Raw genomic sequence first — 19,320 nt, forward strand, 5'->3', positions numbered from 1 at the left:
GCCTCCGAGGCCGCTCGGCCTGCTCTTGCTGTCATCGCACACTTCTCAGCAAGGAGCACCCGGGTGTCCAGCGATCACCTCGCACACCAGCACCACACCACCGGCGCCGCCTTCGGCATCGGCACCTTCACCTGCGTACGGTGCGGACTGACCGTCTCGGCCAAGTCCGCCGACGGGACGCGACGCAATCACTGCCCGTCCTGTCTGCACTCCCGGCACGTCCTCGACCAGATCGAGGGCGGTCCTTCCGAGTGCGGCGCACGCATGAGCCCCATCGCCATCGCGGTCCTGCGCACCGGCGACTGGACGCTCGTCCACCGCTGCGTCCGCTGCGGCGAGCTCAGTTCGGACCCGGTCTGCGGGGACGACAACCAGCTCATGCTGATGCGGATGGCCGTGCGGCCGCTGGCCGATCCCCCGTTCCCGCTCGAAGCGTTCGGCTCGCTCTGAACGCCCGTCGCGGACTCGGAAGGACACAGCCATGCCACGCCGCACCCGTCGCGAACAGCACAGACGGAACCAGCGCCACAAGGACGTCCTGCACACCGCGGGACGCCATCGGGCCCATGACTTCCGGTGTGTGGGCTGCCGGCTCGACGTCTCGCTCGTCGCGCCCGGCACCGCACACCGCAACCATTGCCCGAACTGCCTGACCAGCCTCCATGTCGACCACCGCATCCCCGGCGACCGCGCCGCGGGCTGCGGCGGCCGGATGGAGCCGCTGGGCCTGACCGTACGGACGGACGGCGAGTGGATGCTCATCCACCAGTGCCTGACGTGCGCCCGGCTCAGCGCGAACCGCATCGCCGGCGACGACAACGCGCTGGCCCTGGTGCGTCTGGCTCTCAGACCGCTCCAGGACCGCCGCGTCGCGAGCAGCGCGCTCCTGTCGATGCCCTGACGCGGACCCCGGCCGGGGGCGGATCCCGTATCCGCCCCCGGCCGCTCCACCGCTCTCTGTCCGGCCGGTGCGCCGGTCCCCGTGCGGGCCCCTGCGTCCATGCGCGCCCGGCCGCGCCTCCCCCTCGTACACGCCCTTGTCAGTGCCCGCCCCTACGATCGGCCGCATGAGAGCTACGGGAACGTTCACGGTGAAGTCCTTCGTGCCTGCCGATGTGGTCGTGCCTCAGGAGGTGACCACCGCCGTGCCCACCGGCGTGGCCACGATCGAGAAGCACTTCGAGGGCGAGATCACGGGCCGCTCGACGACGCTGTTCACCGCCGCGTACGACCAGACCAGCGGCATCGGCACCTACGTGGCCATGGAGTCCTTCGAGGGCACGGTCGGCGGCCGCTCCGGCACCTTCAACTTCGCCCACGCGGCCACGACGGCGGGCGAGGGCGACACCTCACGCCTCGGCGAGTACTTCACCATCGTCCCGGCGAGCAGCACCGGTGAGCTGTCGGGGATCACCGGCGGCGGTGGCCTCGCCATCGACGCGGACGGGACCCACCGGATCTGGTTCGAGTACGAGATCGGCTGAGGCCTGATCCCTGAGGCAGGCCCGAGCGCTGCCTGTACGGCGCCCCGCTCACGTGGCGAGGCCCCGCGCCTCGCCCGAGGATCGGAGGTATGCCCGCTCCGGTCGACCCCCACCAGCCGGTGAGCGCCCTGCGCCGGCGCTACCGCCGTGCGCGGCGGACGTGGGGCGAGCTGCCGTGGCGGCGCCTCGCCGTCGGGGCCGGGGCGCTGTGCCTCATGTTCGCGCTCGGGGTCGCCATGTACGTACAGGAGCGGTCCTCGCGCACCCGGACCCTGACGGTGGGCGACGCCGCGGCTGTGGACCGCGTCGACGTGGGCGCGACCGTGCACCGCACCGACCCCGAGGGGCGCACCCTCGCGTTGCGGGTCACGGCGGACCCGCGCGGCGCGTACGCGGACGCGGCGGGCGCGCCCCGCGCGGATCTCACCGTGGTCAGCAACTCCCCCGGCCAGGAGCATCTGACCTTCAAGGCGCACAGCCTGTCGCGCGTGCGCGATCTGACCCTGGCCCTGCGCGAGGGCACCTCCTCGGACTACCCGTTCGACCGCTACCGCGTCTCCCTGGTCGTGCGCGCCACCGTGGGCGGCACGCAGGTGCCGCTCGCGCTGCACCTGCGCGACCAGGACCCGGACTTCAGGCTGCACACCAAGGCCGCCGGCTACGCCTTCGAGGTGGCCGCGGTGGACAGCCAGGTGACGCGCTCGCGCAGCACGTTCCTGATGGCCTGGTTCATGGCGGGTGCGATGTGGTGCATCGGCCTCTCGGTCGTGGTGGCCTGCGGTCTGGTCGTACGGCAGCGGCGCGGCCTGGTCTGGCCGGCGCTCGGCTGGATGGCCGCGAGCCTGTTCGCCCTGGTGGGACTGCGCAACGCCGCGCCCGGCTCGCCGCCGAACGGCTCGCTCCTCGACTACGGCGCCTTCTACTGGGCCGAGGCCCTGATCGCGGTCGGCCTGACCCGGCTCGTCTTCCACGGCATCCTCCTGGAGCACCGCAAGGGCGGCCCGATCGACCCCATGCCCGTACCGCGCCCGGCCTGGCTGCGTCACCGCCGCGTGCCGCCGGGCACGGCGGCGCGTTCCCGCGCAGCGGCCCGGGCACGGCGGCGCGCGCGGCCCTGACCACCTTGGTTACCTGCCAGTAGTGCAGATCGCGTCAAGGATCAACCCCAGCCAGGAGAGGGCAAGGTCACAGCCCTGCCCTCTCCTGCTCCTTTGCTAACGACGGCTAACATCCGAGCATGACGGTCCTGCCTGACGACGGGCTCTCCCTGGCCGCCGAGTTCCCTGATGCGACCCATGAGCAGTGGCAGCGCCTCGTGGAAGGCGTACTGCGCAAGTCGGGCAAGGAAGTCTCGGGCGATGCCGCCGAGGATGCCCTCTCCACCAAGCTCGAGGACGGGCTCACCACCCGGCCCCTGTACACCTCCGCCGAGGCGGAGCCCGGCCTGCCCGGGTTCGCGCCGTACGTACGAGGCGCCCGCCCCGAGGGCAACGCCTCCGGCGGCTGGGACGTACGGCAGCGGCACAGCCACCCCGATGCCGTACGCGCGAACGAAGCCCTGCTCGGCGACCTGGAGAACGGCGTCACCTCGCTGTGGCTCGCCGTCGGCGAGGGCGGTCTGCCCCTCGCCGGTCTGGAGCGGGCCCTCGACGGGGTCTACCTCGACCTCGCGCCGGTCGTCCTCGACTCCGGCGCGGAGTTCCCCGTGGCCGCCGCCGAGTTGCTGCGGCTGCACAGCGAACGTGGCACGCCCGCAGCCGACGTACAGGGCAATCTGGGCGGCGATCCGCTCGGGTACGAGGCGCGCTCGGGGCAGGTGCAGGACTTCGCGCCGATCGTCGAGTACGCACGCTCCGGGCAGTTCCCCGGTCTGCGCGCCCTCACTGTGGACGCCCTGCCGTACCACGAGGCCGGTGCCTCGGCCGGGCAGGAGCTCGGCGCCTCGATGGCGACCGCGGTGGCGTATCTGCGGGAGCTCACCGATGCGGGCCTGAGCGCCGAACAGGCCGTCGGGCAGCTGGAGTTCCGTTACGCGGCGACCGCCGACCAGTTCCTGACCATCGCCAAGTTCCGTGCCGCGCGCCGCCTTTGGGCCCGCGTCGCCGAGGTCTGCAACGCCGAGGGCGCGCAGAAGCAGCACGCGGTCACGTCCTCGGTGATGATGAGCCGCCGCGACCCGTGGGTGAACATGCTCCGTACGACGGTCGCCACGCTCGCGGCCGGAGTCGGCGGCGCCGAGTCGGTGACCGTGCTCCCCTTCGACCACGCGCTCGGCCTGCCGGACGCCTTCGCGCGCCGTATCGCGCGCAACACCTCGACCATCCTCCTGGAGGAGTCGCACCTGGCCCGGGTGATCGACCCGGCGGGCGGCTCCTGGTACGTGGAGCAGCTCACCCATCGACTCGCGCACGCGGGCTGGGAGTTCTTCCAGGAGATCGAGCGTGCGGGCGGCCAGGCGGCCGCGCTGCGCGAGGGTTTCCTGAAGGACCGGATCGCCGAGACCTGGGCCGTGCGCAGCAAGAAGCTCGCCACCCGCAAGGAGCCCGTCACGGGCGTCAGCGAGTTCCCGCACCTCGCCGAGAAGCCCGTCGAGCGCGAGTCCGCGCCGACCGGCCCGCGCGGCGGACTGCCCCGGGTGAGCAGGGACGAGGCGTACGAGCGCCTGCGCGCCCGCTCCGACCGGCATCTGAGCGAGACCGGCGCACGCCCCAAGGTCTTCCTCGCGACGCTCGGCCCGGCCGCCGCGCACACGGCCCGCGCCACCTTCGCCTCGAACCTCTTCCAGGCCGGCGGGATCGAGCCCGTCACCGGGGAGTTCGAGGAGTCCGGCGCGCGGATCGTCTGCCTGTGCTCCAGCGACTCCCTGTACGAGGAGCAGGCGGCCACGACCGCCGCGGAACTGAAGGCGGCGGGCGCCGAGTACGTGTTCCTCGCCGGGAAGCCTTCCTCGTACGAAGGTGTCGACGCCTATGTCTTCGCCGGCTGTGACGCCGTGGATGTCCTCACCTCCACCCTCGACCGCCTGGGAGTGTCCTGATGGGAATCCCCGACTTCACCGGGATCGACCTCGGGAGCCCGACGCCCGAGGCGTCGACGGACGCGTGGCGCAGGGCTGTTGAGGAGTCCACCGGCAAGGACGACGGCGAGCTGCTCTGGGAGACCCCGGAGGGCATCGCGGTCAAGCCGCTGTACACGGGCGAGGACCTGGAAGGCCTCGACTTCCTCGGGACGCACCCGGGCATGGCCCCGTATCTGCGCGGCCCGTACCCGACGATGTACGTGAACCAGCCCTGGACGATCCGGCAGTACGCCGGCTTCTCCACGGCCGAGGAGTCCAACGCCTTCTACCGCCGCAATCTCGCGGCGGGCCAGAAGGGCCTGTCGGTCGCCTTCGACCTGCCGACCCACCGCGGTTACGACAGCGATCACCCGCGCGTGACCGGTGACGTCGGCATGGCGGGTGTGGCGATCGACTCGATCCTCGACATGCGCCAACTGTTCGACGGCATCCCACTGGACAAGATGACCGTCTCGATGACGATGAACGGCGCGGTGCTTCCGATCCTCGCGCTCTACATCGTGGCGGCGGAGGAACAGGGCGTACCGCCCGAGAAGCTCGCGGGGACCATCCAGAACGACATCCTCAAAGAGTTCATGGTCCGCAACACCTACATCTATCCGCCGAAGCCGTCGATGCGGATCATCTCCGACATCTTCGCGTACACCTCGCAGCGGATGCCGCGCTACAACTCGATCTCCATCTCGGGTTACCACATCCAAGAGGCGGGCGCGACGGCCGACTTGGAGCTGGCGTACACGCTCGCGGACGGTGTGGAGTATCTGCGGGCCGGGCAGGAGGCGGGCCTGGACGTGGACGCGTTCGCGCCGCGCCTGAGCTTCTTCTGGGCGATCGGCATGAACTTCTTCATGGAGGTCGCCAAGCTGCGGGCCGCACGCCTCCTGTGGGCGAAGCTGGTCAAGCAGTTCGACCCGAAGAACGCCAAATCCCTCTCCCTGCGCACCCATTCGCAGACCTCGGGCTGGTCGCTGACCGCGCAGGACGTGTTCAACAACGTGACGCGTACGTGCGTCGAGGCGATGGCGGCGACGCAGGGCCACACGCAGTCGCTGCACACCAACGCGCTCGACGAGGCCCTGGCCCTCCCCACCGACTTCTCGGCGCGCATCGCCCGCAACACCCAGCTCCTGCTCCAGCAGGAGTCGGGGACCACGCGCGTGATCGACCCGTGGGGCGGCAGCGCGTACGTCGAGAAGCTGACGTACGACCTCGCGCGGCGCGCATGGCAGCACATCCAGGAGGTCGAGGCCGCCGGCGGTATGGCGCAGGCCATCAACGCGGGCATTCCGAAGCTCCGCGTCGAGGAGGCGGCCGCGCGCACCCAGGCCCGTATCGACTCCGGACGCCAGCCCGTCATCGGCGTGAACAAGTACCGCGTGGAGACCGACGAGCAGATCGACGTCCTCAAGGTCGACAACTCCTCGGTGCGCACCCAGCAGATCGAGAAGCTGCGCCGGCTGCGGGCGGAGCGGGACGAGCAGGCGTGCCAGGACTCGCTGCGGGCGCTGACCGAGGCGGCGGGCGGCTCCGGGAACCTCCTCGAACTGGCCGTGAACGCGGCCCGCGCCAAGGCCACCGTCGGTGAGATCTCCGACGCACTGGAGAAGGTGTACGGGCGGCACGCGGGCCAGATCCGTACGATCTCCGGCGTGTACCGCAACGAAGCAGGCGAGTCGCCGAACGTGGACCGCACCCGGGCCCTGGTCGACGCGTTCGACGAGGCCGAGGGCCGCAGGCCGCGCATCCTGGTCGCCAAGATGGGCCAGGACGGGCACGACCGCGGCCAGAAGGTGATCGCCACCGCGTTCGCCGACCTGGGCTTCGACGTGGACGTCGGCCCGCTGTTCCAGACGCCGGCCGAGGTCGCCCGGCAGGCCGTCGAGGCGGACGTGCACATCGTCGGCGTCTCCTCGCTGGCGGCCGGTCACCTCACCCTCGTACCGGCGCTGCGGGAAGCACTCGCCGAGGAGGGCCGCGAGGACATCATGATCGTGGTGGGCGGCGTGATCCCGCCGCAGGACGTGCCCACGCTCCTGGAGATGGGCGCGGCGGCGGTCTTCCCGCCGGGCACGGTGATTCCGGATGCGGCGTACGACCTCGTCGAGCGGTTGTCGGCGTCGCTCGGGCACGAGTAGCGCGAGCAGGCGGGCGGAGGGCACAGTCAGTCCATGCCGAAGATCGATCTTGATGCGTACGTCAAGGGTGTGCTCGACGGGAAGCGGGCGTTCATCGCGCGCGCGATCACCCTCGTCGAGTCCACCCGTCCGCAACACCGGGCGCTTGCCCAGGAGTTGCTGACCGCGCTGCTTCCGCACAGCGGGAACGCGCGGCGGATCGGGATCTCCGGGGTGCCCGGTGTCGGCAAGTCGACGTTCATCGACGCGTTCGGCACGATGCTGACGGGTCTCGGCCACCGGGTCGCGGTCCTCGCCGTGGACCCGTCATCGACCCGCACGGGCGGCTCGATCCTGGGCGACAAGACGCGTATGGAGCGCTTGTCGGTCGACCCGTCGGCCTTCGTCCGGCCGTCCCCCTCCGCGGGGACGCTGGGCGGTGTGGCGAAGGCGACACGCGAGTCGATGGTGGTGATGGAGGCGGCGGGCTACGACGTCGTCCTCGTCGAAACGGTGGGCGTCGGCCAGTCGGAGACGACGGTCGCGAACATGGTCGACTCCTTCCTGCTGCTCTCCCTGGCCCGCACCGGCGACCAGCTGCAGGGCATCAAGAAGGGCGTCCTGGAACTGGCCGACGTGATCGCGGTCAACAAGGCGGACGGCCCGCACGAACGCGACGCGAAGGCGGCGGCGCGCGAGCTGTCGGGCGCGCTCCGGCTCATGCACCCTGCGGATGCGGCGTGGACTCCCCCGGTCCTTTCGTGCAGCGCCCGCGAATCTACGGGCCTGGACACGGTGTGGGACCGCCTGGAGCAGCACCGCACGCTCCTGGAGTCGACGGGGCGCCTGGCGGACAAGCGACGCTCCCAGCAGGTCGACTGGACCTGGTCGATGGTCCGCGACGAACTCCTGGGCCGCCTCACGTCCCACCCGGCCGTCCGGGACCTCGCCCCGGACCTCGAACGGCAGGTCCGCGAGGGCGAGTTGACTCCTACGCTGGCGGCGGAGCGGATCCTGCGGGCGTTCGGCTAGAGCCCGCGCGTCCGCGGGCGGTCGGAGCCCCTGTGGCCGCCGCCTGTGGAGCGCGGGCCCACCGGGTCCGTCAGCCGAACCCGCGCGCGTCCTGCTTCAGCGCCGTGTCCACGGTGAGGGCCGTGGCCACCACCAGGCTCAGGAGCGGGTCCTGGAGCGGGCGGTGGATCTGGAGCACGTAGTTGTCGGCGGTGGTGAACATGGTCTTGGCCAGGCCCTCCCACGTCTTCGTGATCCGCGCTATCTCGGTGTCCGTGTGGTCGACGATCGCGAAGTTCCACGCGCGCCAGTTCTCGGCCTTGATGGCGCCGATCTGCTGGCCGTTCACCACGATCGCAAAGTTGATCTTGCCGATGGCGTTCTGCTGCACGATCTCGCCGATCGGCTGCCCGTTCGCGGCCTCGACGATCACGCGCGACTTCACGAACTTGGCCGGGCGCGTCAGCCGCATGACCGGCTGGCCGTACGCGTCGCGGATCTCCAGCTTGTGCGTCATGAACTGGTCGACGCTGGCGACGAACCGCAGCACCTTGCGGGCGGTGGACTGGCCGACCTGGACGACCGAGCCGAGGGTGTTGCCCTGCTGGTCGTAGACCGCGTACTCGTTGGTGAGCTCGACCAGCTTGGCCTTCTGGTTCACCACGAGCACGGGCTCGCTGAACAGGGTGCCGCCGCCCTGGCCGGTGGCCGTGACACCCGCCTGCTGCTGCACCTGGCGCTGCACCTGATGCGCGTCGTAGGGGCTCGCGGGCTGGGCGGGCACCTGACCCTGGGCGGGCGAGGTGTGGGCCGTCCACTGATGGCCGTCCCACCAGCGGAGGGTCTGCGGGGTGCCCTGAGGGTCGGCGTACCAACCGGGAGGTGTCTGCGTTGTCACGGGCGCACCTTAACCCGCAGGTCAGGCGGTGGGCCCGGGCGAGGGCTGTGCTCTTCGTCGCATCACCGCGGATACCGGCGGCCGCCCCTGGCAGCCGGACTCCCTCCGGCTCCGCTCGGCCGGTCACTCCCCGGGGTCGCCCGGCCGGTCACTTCCCGGGGCCGCCCGGCCGGTCACTTCCCGGGGTCGCCCGGCCGGTCACTTCCCGGGGTTGCCCGGCCGGTCACTCCCCAGGGTCGCGCAGTCCGACGCAGTCGAAGGCCCAGAAGGGCTCGGAGTAGACGAACGTGCCCGTCATCCACGGTTCGTACGCGGACAGCCGGGCCACCTGGAACGCGGGTTCGGGGATGCGCAGCGACGGCGAACGGAAGCCGGCCGCGTCGGCCCGCTCGAAGCCTCGCTTGCCGTAGTAGTGCGGCGAGCCCTCCAGGAACACCAGCGGCACACCCTGACGGTCGGCCGCCGCGAGGCCGTGCTCGACCAGCCGGGTGCCGATGCCCTGGCCCTGGAACGCCGGGAGCACGCCCAGCGGTGACAGCGACAGGACGTCCACGATCCGGCGCGGGGCGTCCAGTCGCGTCCCGCTCAGCAGGACATGCCCGACGACCTGTTCGTCGACGGTGGCGACGAAGGACAGCGGCGCCAACGCGGCCTGTCCCGCACGAAGTGCGCCCACAAGACCGGGCACCCGCCCACCGTCGCCGAAGGCGCGCGCGTGCACCTCGCGCACGTCCTGGTGGTCGCCGGCGGTCTCTTCCCGGATGACTGCGCGTGATGTCATGCCCGCGAGGATAGATCGCGGACCGGGCGGACCGGGCGCGCGGGCCCGGTGACCGTCCGGCTTGCCGGGCAACTCCCTTGAAGGACATGCCCTTCGCGGCTCGCAAGGTGCCCACTACGCGTCGAGCACCACATCCGACACCGGCACCGACTGACACGTCAGCGCGTCCGACTCCGGAAGGTCGTCCGACGGTACGACCCGGTGGGCCACGTCGCCCTTCAGGACAGCGCACGCGCAGCTCTCGCACTGGCCGACCCGGCAGCCGGAGGACATCCTCACCCCGGCCCGCTCGCCCAGTTCGAGCAGCGAACCGTCGCGCGGCGTCCACTCCACCTCGCGCCCCGAGCGGGCGAACCGCACGGTGAAGCGGGCGTCGTCGGGCACGGTGATCTCGCGCTGGGCAGCGCGGAACTTCTCGCTGAAGATCTCGAAGCGCGGTACGCCCCGCTCCCGCAGGCCGGCGGTCAGCGCCTCGATCATCGGCTGGGGGCCGCAGAAGTAGAAGCGGGCCCGCGCTTCGAGAATCCGCCGAGGGGCGATGTCGTCCACCCCGATGAAGCCACGCCGGTCGAAGTCGCGTCCCTCCTTCTCGTACGGGAAGGGGTTCGCGTAGTAGTCGACCAGGCGCAACTGCGGAAGGCGCGAGCGCAGTTCGCGCAGGCGGTCGCGGAACGGGTGGTCCTCGCCGTGCGCGTTGCCGTAGTGGAGGACGACCTCGGGGACGGTGCCGCCGGTCGCGGCGAGCGTCTCCAGGTAGCTGAGGAACGGGGTGATCCCGATGCCGCCCGCGACCAGGACGACCGGCGTATCCGTGTGCGTCGGGATGCTGAACACCCCGCCGGGCGCGTCGAGTTCGAGCCGGTCGCCGATGCGTAGTCCGTCATGGACGTACGAGGAGAAGGCGCCCTCGGCGATACGGCGGACGGCCAGGGTGTACACCGCGCGGTCGGCGTCGTGCGCCGGTCCGGTCAGCGAGTAGCTGCGGGCGAGGTCGCCCTGAGGTGCGCGGACGGTCAGATGCTGGCCCGGACGGTAGTCGGGCAGCCGGCCGCCGTCGGCCGGGGCGAGGGAGAGGGTGCGTACGCCACGGCCCTCCTGGCCGCAGGCCGTGACGGTGAAGGTGCGGCGGCCCGTCCAGGCGCCGTCGTCCGTCACGAGCGGCCGCACCTCGCACACCTGCGACCTGAGCGGAACCGAACCGCTCAGCGGATCGACCTCCGCGTGGTCCACGAGCCGGTTGTAGTTGCTGCCGAGTCCGCTGAGCGGATCGGCGGCGGGCAGCGCGAGGTCGGTGGCCGCCTGCCACCAGCCGTACTCGCCGACGACGACCGACGGGTGCAGTGAGTCGTCGAAGCGGGCGCGCAGCCGGATGGAGCCGCGACGGGTGGTGAGCTCCACCCACTGGCCTTCGGTGATCCCGCGGGCTGCGGCCGCCTCGGGGCTGAGGTCCAGGCACGGGTCGGCGGCGCGGCGGCGCAGCGTCGTCAGGCCGCGCTGCTGGCTGTGCACGAAGTAGCCGTGCTTGGCGTTGGTGAGGACGAGCGGGAACTCCCGTGAGGGGGCGGCCGGTTCGCGGTGCCGCGGCACGGCGGGGTAGCCGTGCTCCAGGAGCCGCTGCGAGTAGAGCTCGACGCGGCGGGTCGGGGTATTGAAGCCGACAGAGCCGACTGTGTCGCCGGATGCGTACTTGCGGTACTCGACCGGCCGCGGAACCCGCACCCCGCCCGGCTGCTCGCGCAGGGCGGCGGCGGTCAGGCCGAGGGGCTCCAGCTGCCAGTTCCAGGCGGCTTCGATGTCCCCGCCGAAGAACTGCTCCGCCATACCCATCCGGCAGGCGAGCGCGAACACCACCTCGGTGTCGGAGCGCGTGTCCCCCTGCGGCTCGACCATCCGGGGCCTGAGCTGCACCTGCTCCTGGGCACGGTGGCCGATCTCGAAGCCGAAGCGCAGCCCCTCGTGCTCGTAGGAGCTGTTGACGGGCAGGAGGTAGTCGGCGGTGGCACTCGTGGGGTTCTCGAAGAGGTCCAGGTGCACCTGGAAGTCGAGCTTCCGCAGCGCGCGGGCGACGCGTTCGGAGTCGGGCTGGGCGACGACGAGGTTGGAGCCGAAGCAGACCAACGCCCGTACGGGATAGGGGTCTTGGCTCTCGATCGCCTTGCACAGGTCGCCCGCGTTCACATAACCCGAGGCCTGCGGGCCGAGCGGGTGGCGGTCGAGGCCGAGGGCCTTGGCGCGCTGCTCGGGGGCCAGCTGTCCGGCGGCCGGGCGGAACGGCGGCGGGGGCGAGACGTGGTTGCCGCCGCGCGTGTCGTACGAGCCGGTCAGGGCGTAGAGGGTGGCGAGGGCGCGTTCGGTCTGGGTGGCGTTCTCGCTCTGTGCGACGCCCGTCCAGCCGTAGTAGGCAACGGAGTGGGCCGCACCGATCTGGTCGGCGAGCGCGCGGATCTCGCGCTCGGGGATCCAGGTCGTCCGGGCGACCCGGTCAGGGGTCCACTCGGCGCAGGCGTCCGCGTAGTGCTGGAAGGCCGGTACGCAGGTGACGCCGCCGGTGCGGGTCGGTATGTAGTGGGTGCCGCGCAGGGCGAACCGGGAAGGGCGGCCTGCGGGGTGGCGGGTGTCGTACGTCTCGGCCGCGCCGGTCTCCTCGTTCCAGACCACGAAGCCCTCGCCGCCCTCGACGAAGTCGGCCGCGTCGAGGAAGCGCCCGTCGTCCTCGCGTACCAGCAAAGGCCCGTTGGTCCAGGCGCGGACGAACTCCTCGTCGTAGCGGCCCTGTTGGATGAGCAGATGCGCGAGGCCGAGCGCGAGCGCCGCGTCGGTGCCCGGGCGGATGCGCAGCCACTGGTCGGCGCCGAGCGCGCTGGTGGAGCGGCGGGGGTCGATCACGGCGAGCTTCATGCCGTTGGCCTGCGCGGCGGAGACGGCGGCGGACTGGGAGAGCCAGGTCTTGGCCGGGTTGAAGCCCCACAGGAGGGCGAGGTCGGCGTGCGCGTAGTCCGGGGGCGGGATCGGCGTGCCGAAGGTGAAGGTGTGGGCGACGTCCTTGTGCCAGTTGCAGAGCTCGGCGCTGTAGACGGTGTTCGGGCTGCCGAAGCCGCGGACGAACCGCTCGATCCACTCGGTCGCGTCGGAGACCATCGTGCCGCTCGGGGTGGCGACGCCGAAGGCCACGGACTCGGGTCCGGTCTCGGCGGCGTACGCGGTGAGCCGGGCGGCGATGTCGTCGAGGGCCTCGTCCCAGGTGACGGGCTCCCAGCCGGGGTCCGGGTCGGACTTGGGGCGGGTGCGGCGCAGGGGTGTGGTGAGCCGGCGGGTGCTGTGGGCGATCTCCGGGGCGGCGCGGCCCTTGGGGCACATCGCGGCGCCGGTGGGGTGCTCGGGGTCGGGGCGTACGCCGGTGAGGCGGCCGTTCTCGACAGTGAAGATCGCGCCACAGCGGGACTTGCACAGGGTGCAGAACCCGCGCTTTTCGACGACACCCACGACAGACTCCCGGCGACAGTGAAGGAAGCTACCCCTCCATTGCACACCGTTTGATCGATCATTTCGTCCGGCAGAAGTCCCTTCCGCCCCGCCGCCGCGCGTGCGGGTCCGGGACTTTGGTCCCGGACCCGCACCCGACGGTCAGCTCAGCGGCTCCACCCACACATTCCGGAACCGCACCTTGTTGCCATGGTCCTGCAGCTTGATCGCCCCGGCGGCCGGTGTCTCGGGCAGGCCCGCACCGGTGGGTCCGTCGATGGCGACATTGTCGTGGACCTTGCGGCCGTTCCAGATCACCGTGATCCGGGCGTCCTCCGTCTTCTTGCCGTCCGCGTCGAAGCGTGCCGCGCGGAAGGTGATGTCGTAGGACTGCCAGGTCTCGGGTGCGGTGGCCATGTTGAAGTCGGCGGGCTTCTTCAGATAGATCGCGCCCGCTTCGTTGTTGGCCGGTGTGGTGTCCCCGAACGAATCGAGGATCTGCACCTCGTACCGCTCCTGGATGTACACCCCGCTGTTGCCGCGGTCCTGGCCGGTCACGTCGTCCGGCAGCTTGGGCACGCGGAACTCGACATGCATCCTGAAGTCCTTGAAGGCTTCCTTCGTACGGAGGTCACCGCAGCACACCTCCATCGACTTCTCGGCGGTGTGCGGCCACTCGGGGCTGCGGCCGTCCGTGTGCTGCCAGGCCGTGGCGATGCTGCCGCCGTCGAAGAGCTGCCGGCGCTCCCCCGGTTTCCGCAGGTCGATCGCGTCGAGGTTGACGTGCCCGATGTCGCCCTCGCGTACGGCGTACGTGATCGTGTTGCGGCCCTCGCGCAGGTTCAGGCGCTCCGTCTGTGTGGACCAGCGGTTCCACTCGACGGTGGTGGGCAGGGCCACCTGGCGCGGATCGCCGCCGTTGACGGAGACCGAGACCGTCTTCGTACCGGGGGCGGGGTGCGGGCCGTTGGCGTAGCGCAGGCCGACGTCGTACGGACCGCCCTCCGCCACGTCCACGGAGAAGGACGCGCTCGCGCCCTGGTTGCCGAACCCGGCCACGAAACCGCCGCCGGTGTATCCGGCGTGCTCGTTGTCGAAGCGGGCGCTGCCGCCGAGCTGTGCGGACTCGGCGTCGTAGGTCGTCGCGCGGTCGTCGGGTCCCGGCTTGGCGTTGAGCGTGTACCAGGCCTCCGTGGACCACAGCTGCTCGCCGCCCTCGGCGGAGAACGGCCGCGGCGAGCGGACGTGCACCACCCGGTCCGACTTCAGGCCGGGGATGGTGAGCCGCACCTTGCGCCGGTCGTCCGACAGCGTGGCCGACGTGACCAGCAGCGACTCCTCGTCGACCTTGGGGCCGCCGTACGCCGGGGTCGGCGCGTACCGCCATTGCTCGACGGAGTAGGCGCCGTCGGTCAGCTTGGCGGCGGTCTCGGCCGACAGCGGCTTGGTGTAGGTGAGTTCGAAGCCGTCGGTGGTGGCGCGCATCGTCTTGATGTCGAAGGCCGTCTTGCCGTTGGGCGTCAGCTTCTGCAGACCGAAGCGCAGCTTCCCGGTCTGGCCCCAGTTGCCGTCGGCCCCGAGGCCGCCGACGTACAGCGCGCCGTCCGGGCCTTCGCTGATGCGCGTGATCCCGGATTCGAGGCCCTGGGTGTGCCGGAAGACCGCGCCCTGGTACTCGCCGTCGACCTTCTCCAGATCGGCGCGCTGCAGCCCGCCGTACGTGACGTCACCGAACACCATCTGTCCGGCGAACGGCCCCTTCTTCAACCGCAGAGGCGTGGAGGGCGAGTTGGCGATCTCGTTCTGCGGCAGCCAGAGCGCGGGCTTGCTCACCGGCTGGTCGTCGAACGGGCCGTCCGGGTTCATGTAGTGGTTGAAGAACCGATCCTGCTTGATGTGCATCAGCTTGGACGCCGGCAGCCAGCCGCCCTGGTTGTCGGTGACGAAGAGATCACCGTCGGGGCCGCGCCCGATCCCGTTCGGGGTGCGCAGGCCGCCCGCGACGTAACTGACTTTCCCCGTGGCCTTGTTGACCTTGATCGTGGTGCCGCGGTTCGGCGCGGGCTGGGGATCGGTGGTGGCGCCGCCGTAGTTGATCGCCACCGACAGGTTCAGATAGAAGTCGCCCTTGTCGTAGAGCAGCCCGAAGGCGAACTCGTGGAAGTTCCCGCCGTACGGCCACGAGGCGATCTTCTTCGTGGCATCGACGACATCGTCACCATTGGTGTCCGACAGCTCGGTGAGCTGGTGCTTCTCGGACACGTACAGCTTGCCGTCCACGTACTTGATCCCCATCGGCTCCTTGAGCCCTTCGGCGATCTTCTTGTACGTGACCTTGTCGGGCCCGGTCGTCCCGGCAACGTTGTCGAGCAGATACACCTCGCCCTTGGTCTCGGTGCTGCCGCCCCAGGTGGTGATCGCGAGCCGGCCGTCGGGCAGCCAGTCCATCGCGGACACCTGCGGCTCGAAGCCCGGCGGGCGCAGATTCGTGAGCTGGTAGCCGGGGTTGACCTCCTCGAGGGGCAGCCCGTCGCCCGGGGTGTCGTAGGTGCCCTCGCACTCCTTGCGGCCCGGCGCGGTGACCCGTACGACACCGGCGTCCGTGCTCAGGACCTCGGTCGGGACGGTGGTGAAGCCGGTGGCGCCCGGCGGCTTCCACTGCAGGGTGACCTGCTGGCCGCCGCCCGCGTCGAAGTGGTCGATCCTGAGCGCCGTGTAGCCGGCGTTGAGGGTGATCTCACCATCCTTGGGCTCGGCTCCGTGCAGCCCGTCGTGGTCGATGACCTGCTGGTCGCCGAGGAAGAGCCGGGAGCCGTCGTCGCTGATGAGCCGGAAGCCGTAGGTGCCGGCCTCGGGGACGTTCAGATTGCCGATGATCTGGCTGACGAAGTTGTCGGAGAACCCGAAGCCTTCGGTCGAGGTCCAGTCGGCGGCCGGAATCAGCTTGTCCACGTTCGGCGTCTGGGCCGGTTTGAGATCGCAGATCTTCTCCAGGCGCCGCTGCACGTCGAATACGCGGAGGGTGACGCCGGGTTCCTGCGGGGGCAGATCGGCGAAGGGGCGGGGGTCGTCGTTCTCCTCGGCGCCGCTCGCGGGGGTGGCGAGACCGCCCATGAGCAGTGCGGTCAGCAGAAGGCCGGTGGCTCTTCGGGCCCTGCGTCGGCTGAAGCGTCTGGTGTGCCTGGTGCTGTGACTGGTGCGGGACATGCGCGCGGGGCGTGGCTCCACGGTTCCTCCTGCGTGGTTCCGCTGTGGTCAACGCAGACTTCTGTGGCTGGGCGACGCTCAGCGTAGGGATGGTGTCGCTGAGCGTCCATACTTTGTCCACAGAAAGGAGAAACTCGTGGGTCACGCCCCGCGAACGATCAGCGGGTCACTCCCCGCGAACGATCAACTGCCGGGCAGAATCGGCGGATTGGCCAGCCGCACCAGCTCCAGCGCCTGCTCCCGGAACCAGTCGCCTGCCTTCGGGTCCACCATCCCCCGCTCCGGGTCCTCGGGTCCGGGCGTACCGCGCAGGCACAGGCCGTCGGACTCACCCGAGATCTTGATCCACAGTCGGGCGTCGTGCAGCGGGTCGCCGGTGTTCAGCGTGGGCCGCGCGCCCAGGCCGCGGTTCGGCGGGTTGCACCAGTCCTGCGGGTCCGTGTACTTCCCGGGCGGCGGGACCCACGGGCCCTGGCCGTTGCGGCTGGAGTCGGTCACGAAGTGCTTCCACTGGTACGAGGGAGTGCGGACGTTGGCCGCGATCCAGGCATCCGCCTGCTCGCGGGGCCAGGACTGGTGCGGACACTGAGCGGCGTCGCCGCCCTCTCCCACGTACGCGACACAGGCCGAGACGAGCTTGCCGAACCAGGAGTTGGCGGAGTCCGTCTGGTAGTTCGAGACGTTGGTGAAGAAGCCGGTCGCCTTCGCGATGCCGCCCTTGACGAGGCGGGGCGTGATGGAGGCGGGGCCGTGCCAGGCGGCGTGGCCGGTGTCCAGGTAGACCTTGGTGCCCTTGAGCGGCTCCAACCGGTCGATGGCGTAGTTGACTTCGGCGTAGCGCGCGGCGGTCTTCGTGCCCTGCGCGTCGTCCTGGCCGCAGTCGCTCGGGATCAGGGCGAGCGAGTCGGTCTCCAGGATCACGATGGCCTCGCTGCGGCCGATGCCGCGGGCCACGGCGTCGATCCACGCCTGGTACTCGGCGGTGGTGTTGGCCCCTCCGCCCGAGTAGCCGGAGCAGTCCCGGCCCGGCACGTTGTACAGCGAGAACACGACGGTGGCGCCGGCCGCGTCCCGCACGACCTGCCGCGCCTCGCGTTCCACCTCGGCCGGACTCTGGTCGCCGAACCAGACCGCCTGCGGTGTACGGACCATGGCGAGGATCCCGGCCGCGTCGCGGTACAGGCCGGCGCGGGCGAGGTCGAGTGCCTGGCTGTAGGCCTCGGGGTTGGCTGCGGGGGTGTACAGGCGGGGTCTGTGGCGGTCGTCGGCGCCGGCTGCGGGGGCGGCGGCGTCGGTGGCGGTCGCCGCGGGGGCGGCGCCTTCGTCGGCGGTCGCCGCGGGGGCGGTGAGTGCGGCTGCCGCCAAAGCAACTGCCGCGACCAACAGGGGAATTGCTCTACGTCGCATGGTTCACTCCTGGCTCGCAGGGGACATACGGGAGCGCTCCCACGCGATGGTTGTGCAGGGGCATGGACCCGTCAATGGGTTGGACGAGGGCAGGAACGGACGCGCCCCTACCGCTTTCGTAGGGTGTGCGGATGGGTGTGTGCATGGAGGTGCTGATCGTCGACTGGTCCTGGCTGCGGCCGCAGCCCGCCGACCGGCGGGGCGAGCTGGTCGAGGTGGCCGCGTTCGGGCCGGAGGACGCGTACGACTACGACCTGCCGGAGGGGTGGACCTGGCCGGAGGGGGCGGAGGACCGGTGGTGGGCCCGGTACGAGTTCCGCTCGACGATGACCTCGTACAAGGCGCACTTCTGGGCGGGGGAACGGTGGGACAAGCTGCGGGACTTCGTCGACCCACCGCTCCGGGAGGCCCTGGACCAGTTCGGCGCACCGCTGTTCTGGGGTGAGCACCATCACGAGCTGCTGCCGCCGGATCAGCCGCCCTTCAGCGCGGCCGTCGTGTCACATCCGGACGACTGGCACCGGGAAGCCGGCGTCATGCTCTGGCTGAGGCCGGAGGACGTGGAGGTGCTGCGTCGCTTCTGGGCGCAGGCCGAGCCGCACCTCTCGTCCCTTCGTGACCCCTTCGAGCGCCACCTGCCCGAACTCACGGGCTGGATCGCGGACTTCGACTCCTTCGCCCGCCTCGTCACCGAGTGGGGCGATGTCGTGAGCCGGGCCGCCGAGCGCGAGTGGGCCGTCATCGGCCTCCGGTGCTGAATACGCCCCCCACGCCCGGCAGCCGTCAGCAGTCAGCCCCGGAGCGCCCCCACCCTGCGGATGTTCGCCCGGACGGCCGCCCGCATCTCCTCTCCCGAGGGCACCAACGTGCCCAGTGAAGTGGGTAGTTGGGGATGCGAGGGCGGCAGGAAGACGCTGGTCAGGATCTGCGCGAGCGCGGTCGGCGGACGCTCGGCGCCCTCCCGCGATCCGGACACCTGCCCAACCCCCTGCGCATCCCACCCGCACAACGACTTCAGCTCGCCCAGCGTCAGCCGCGCCGGGCCCGCCGTCGCCCACAGCGGCTCGGCGAGGAACTCGCGGCCGAGCAGGGCCTGTTCGGCGAGGTCGGCCAGATAGCGCGCGAGCACGTCCTGCGGCAGCAGGTCGATCCAGTGGTCGTCCGGGATCCCGAGCGCCGGGGAGCGTCCTGCGGCCAGGCCACGGAGCAGCCGGTGCACGGCCTGCGGACGGGCGATGCGGCCGGTGACGGAGTCCCCGAGCACCCCGCCGACGCGGACGTTGACGGCCGGGCAGCCCGCCTCCCGTACCACCGACTCGGCGCGCCGCTTCGAGGCCGCGTACGCGAGCAGCATCCGGTCGCCGGTGCCCGTTCCCCGTACGGGAGCGTCGAGCGCGGCTGTCGAGAGATGGATCAGCGCGGCGCCCGCGTGTTCGGCGAGCTCGGTGACATGACGCGTGCCGAGGGTGTTGACGCGGTGGTACTCCTCGGGCGCGCGCCGGAAGTCGGTGAGTGCGGCCGCGTGCACCACGAGGCGCAGCCGGTCGGTGAGGCGGGTGTGTTCGTAGGCGCACAGACCGAGGCCGGGGACGGTCACATCTCCGCAAAGGGCGTTCGGCAGAAGGGGGTTGCGCGCGAGCACGGTGACGTCGTGGCTGCGGGCGAGCAAGGGGAGAAGGACCGAGCCGATCACTCCGGTCGCCCCGGTGAGCAGGATGGTCACGCGGCTTGGCCCTCCCCGTTCCACGCCTGAGGTCCATCAGGTCCCGTGCCTGAGGTCCACCCGGCAATCTGCTCCTGTTCGGCGGGAGTTATTCCGGTTCCTTGCCTTATTCATGCAAAGGCATGGATGTTCCGAGCAGGTCTTGGAGTGTCGT

14 protein-coding genes are annotated in these 19,320 nt (G+C 70.9%); 8 read left to right on the top strand and 6 right to left on the bottom strand.

Translation table 11 applies throughout. From position 1 onward, the window contains the following. The first annotated feature begins 63 nt into the window (after positions 1-63). The 7 genes from H9Y04_RS10205 (at position 64) to meaB (ending at position 7,709) form a co-directional block, all read left to right on the top strand. On the top strand, positions 64-450 hold the full coding sequence (locus H9Y04_RS10205) for an RNHCP domain-containing protein (protein WP_187813407.1): 387 nt from the start codon (positions 64-66) through the stop codon (positions 448-450). Positions 451-481: 31 nt separating this feature from the next. Beyond that, positions 482-901 carry an RNHCP domain-containing protein gene (locus H9Y04_RS10210; protein ID WP_187813408.1) on the top strand — a complete coding sequence of 140 codons (420 nt, stop codon included), beginning with the start codon at positions 482-484 and terminating at the stop codon, positions 899-901. 166 nt (positions 902-1,067) lie between these two features. Further along, entirely contained in the window at positions 1,068-1,484 is a 417-nt protein-coding gene (locus H9Y04_RS10215) for a DUF3224 domain-containing protein (RefSeq protein WP_187813409.1), read from the top strand. Between the two features lie 89 nt (positions 1,485-1,573). Next, positions 1,574-2,602 (top strand): DUF4436 family protein, encoded by a 1,029-nt coding sequence (locus H9Y04_RS10220; RefSeq protein ID WP_187813410.1) that lies wholly within the window; start codon positions 1,574-1,576, stop codon positions 2,600-2,602. A gap of 119 nt (positions 2,603-2,721) precedes the next feature. After that, a complete protein-coding gene (locus tag H9Y04_RS10225; protein ID WP_187813411.1) occupies positions 2,722-4,521 on the top strand; it encodes a methylmalonyl-CoA mutase family protein in 1,800 nt (599 codons plus the stop codon). Beyond that, positions 4,521-6,698 (top strand): methylmalonyl-CoA mutase, encoded by a 2,178-nt coding sequence (scpA, locus tag H9Y04_RS10230; protein ID WP_187813412.1) that lies wholly within the window; start codon positions 4,521-4,523, stop codon positions 6,696-6,698. The genes H9Y04_RS10225 and scpA overlap by 1 nt, the downstream gene beginning before the upstream one ends. 33 nt (positions 6,699-6,731) lie before the next feature. Then, a complete protein-coding gene (meaB, locus tag H9Y04_RS10235; RefSeq protein ID WP_187813413.1) occupies positions 6,732-7,709 on the top strand; it encodes a methylmalonyl Co-A mutase-associated GTPase MeaB in 978 nt (325 codons plus the stop codon). A 70-nt stretch (positions 7,710-7,779) separates the two neighbouring features. Here meaB and H9Y04_RS10240 read toward each other — a convergent pair whose 3' ends face one another. The 5 genes from H9Y04_RS10240 to H9Y04_RS10260 form a co-directional block, all read right to left on the bottom strand. Beyond that, positions 7,780-8,586 carry an LURP-one-related family protein gene (locus H9Y04_RS10240; protein ID WP_187813414.1) on the bottom strand — a complete coding sequence of 269 codons (807 nt, stop codon included), beginning with the start codon at positions 8,584-8,586 and terminating at the stop codon, positions 7,780-7,782. A gap of 223 nt (positions 8,587-8,809) precedes the next feature. Further along, on the bottom strand, positions 8,810-9,367 hold the full coding sequence (locus H9Y04_RS10245) for a GNAT family N-acetyltransferase (RefSeq protein WP_187813415.1): 558 nt from the start codon (positions 9,365-9,367) through the stop codon (positions 8,810-8,812). Positions 9,368-9,481: 114 nt separating this feature from the next. Beyond that, positions 9,482-12,850, bottom strand: coding sequence for a molybdopterin-dependent oxidoreductase (locus H9Y04_RS10250; protein ID WP_187813416.1), 3,369 nt, complete (start codon positions 12,848-12,850; stop codon positions 9,482-9,484). Between the two features lie 141 nt (positions 12,851-12,991). Then, positions 12,992-16,036: a 3-keto-alpha-glucoside-1,2-lyase-like domain-containing protein gene (locus H9Y04_RS10255; protein WP_368858430.1), complete on the bottom strand. Its 3,045-nt coding sequence runs from the start codon at positions 16,034-16,036 to the stop codon at positions 12,992-12,994. A 183-nt stretch (positions 16,037-16,219) separates the two neighbouring features. Beyond that, positions 16,220-17,443: a glycoside hydrolase family 6 protein gene (locus H9Y04_RS10260; RefSeq protein ID WP_187813417.1), complete on the bottom strand. Its 1,224-nt coding sequence runs from the start codon at positions 17,441-17,443 to the stop codon at positions 16,220-16,222. Positions 17,444-17,574: 131 nt separating this feature from the next. Between H9Y04_RS10260 and H9Y04_RS10265 the strand changes: the two genes are divergently transcribed. Beyond that, positions 17,575-18,201: a hypothetical protein gene (locus H9Y04_RS10265; RefSeq protein ID WP_187813418.1), complete on the top strand. Its 627-nt coding sequence runs from the start codon at positions 17,575-17,577 to the stop codon at positions 18,199-18,201. A gap of 32 nt (positions 18,202-18,233) precedes the next feature. On the opposite strand, the gene H9Y04_RS10270 is transcribed toward H9Y04_RS10265, so the two are convergent. After that, entirely contained in the window at positions 18,234-19,166 is a 933-nt protein-coding gene (locus H9Y04_RS10270) for an SDR family oxidoreductase (RefSeq protein WP_187813419.1), read from the bottom strand. Positions 19,167-19,320: the final 154 nt, after the last annotated feature.

Origin of the sequence: Streptomyces polyasparticus, from assembly GCF_014493765.1 — a bacterium.
GTDB lineage: Bacteria > Actinomycetota > Actinomycetes > Streptomycetales > Streptomycetaceae > Streptomyces > Streptomyces polyasparticus.

Coding starts and splice junctions, on each gene's coding strand:
- H9Y04_RS10210 (WP_187813408.1), top strand. CDS start 482: ATGCCACGCCGCACCCGTCGCGAACAGCACAGACGGAACCAGCGCCAC.
- H9Y04_RS10215 (WP_187813409.1), top strand. CDS start 1,068: ATGAGAGCTACGGGAACGTTCACGGTGAAGTCCTTCGTGCCTGCCGAT.
- H9Y04_RS10220 (WP_187813410.1), top strand. CDS start 1,574: ATGCCCGCTCCGGTCGACCCCCACCAGCCGGTGAGCGCCCTGCGCCGG.
- H9Y04_RS10225 (WP_187813411.1), top strand. CDS start 2,722: ATGACGGTCCTGCCTGACGACGGGCTCTCCCTGGCCGCCGAGTTCCCT.
- scpA (WP_187813412.1), top strand. CDS start 4,521: ATGGGAATCCCCGACTTCACCGGGATCGACCTCGGGAGCCCGACGCCC.
- meaB (WP_187813413.1), top strand. CDS start 6,732: ATGCCGAAGATCGATCTTGATGCGTACGTCAAGGGTGTGCTCGACGGG.
- H9Y04_RS10245 (WP_187813415.1), bottom strand. CDS start 9,367: ATGACATCACGCGCAGTCATCCGGGAAGAGACCGCCGGCGACCACCAG.
- H9Y04_RS10255 (WP_368858430.1), bottom strand. CDS start 16,036: ATGTCCCGCACCAGTCACAGCACCAGGCACACCAGACGCTTCAGCCGA.
- H9Y04_RS10260 (WP_187813417.1), bottom strand. CDS start 17,443: ATGCGACGTAGAGCAATTCCCCTGTTGGTCGCGGCAGTTGCTTTGGCG.
- H9Y04_RS10265 (WP_187813418.1), top strand. CDS start 17,575: ATGGGTGTGTGCATGGAGGTGCTGATCGTCGACTGGTCCTGGCTGCGG.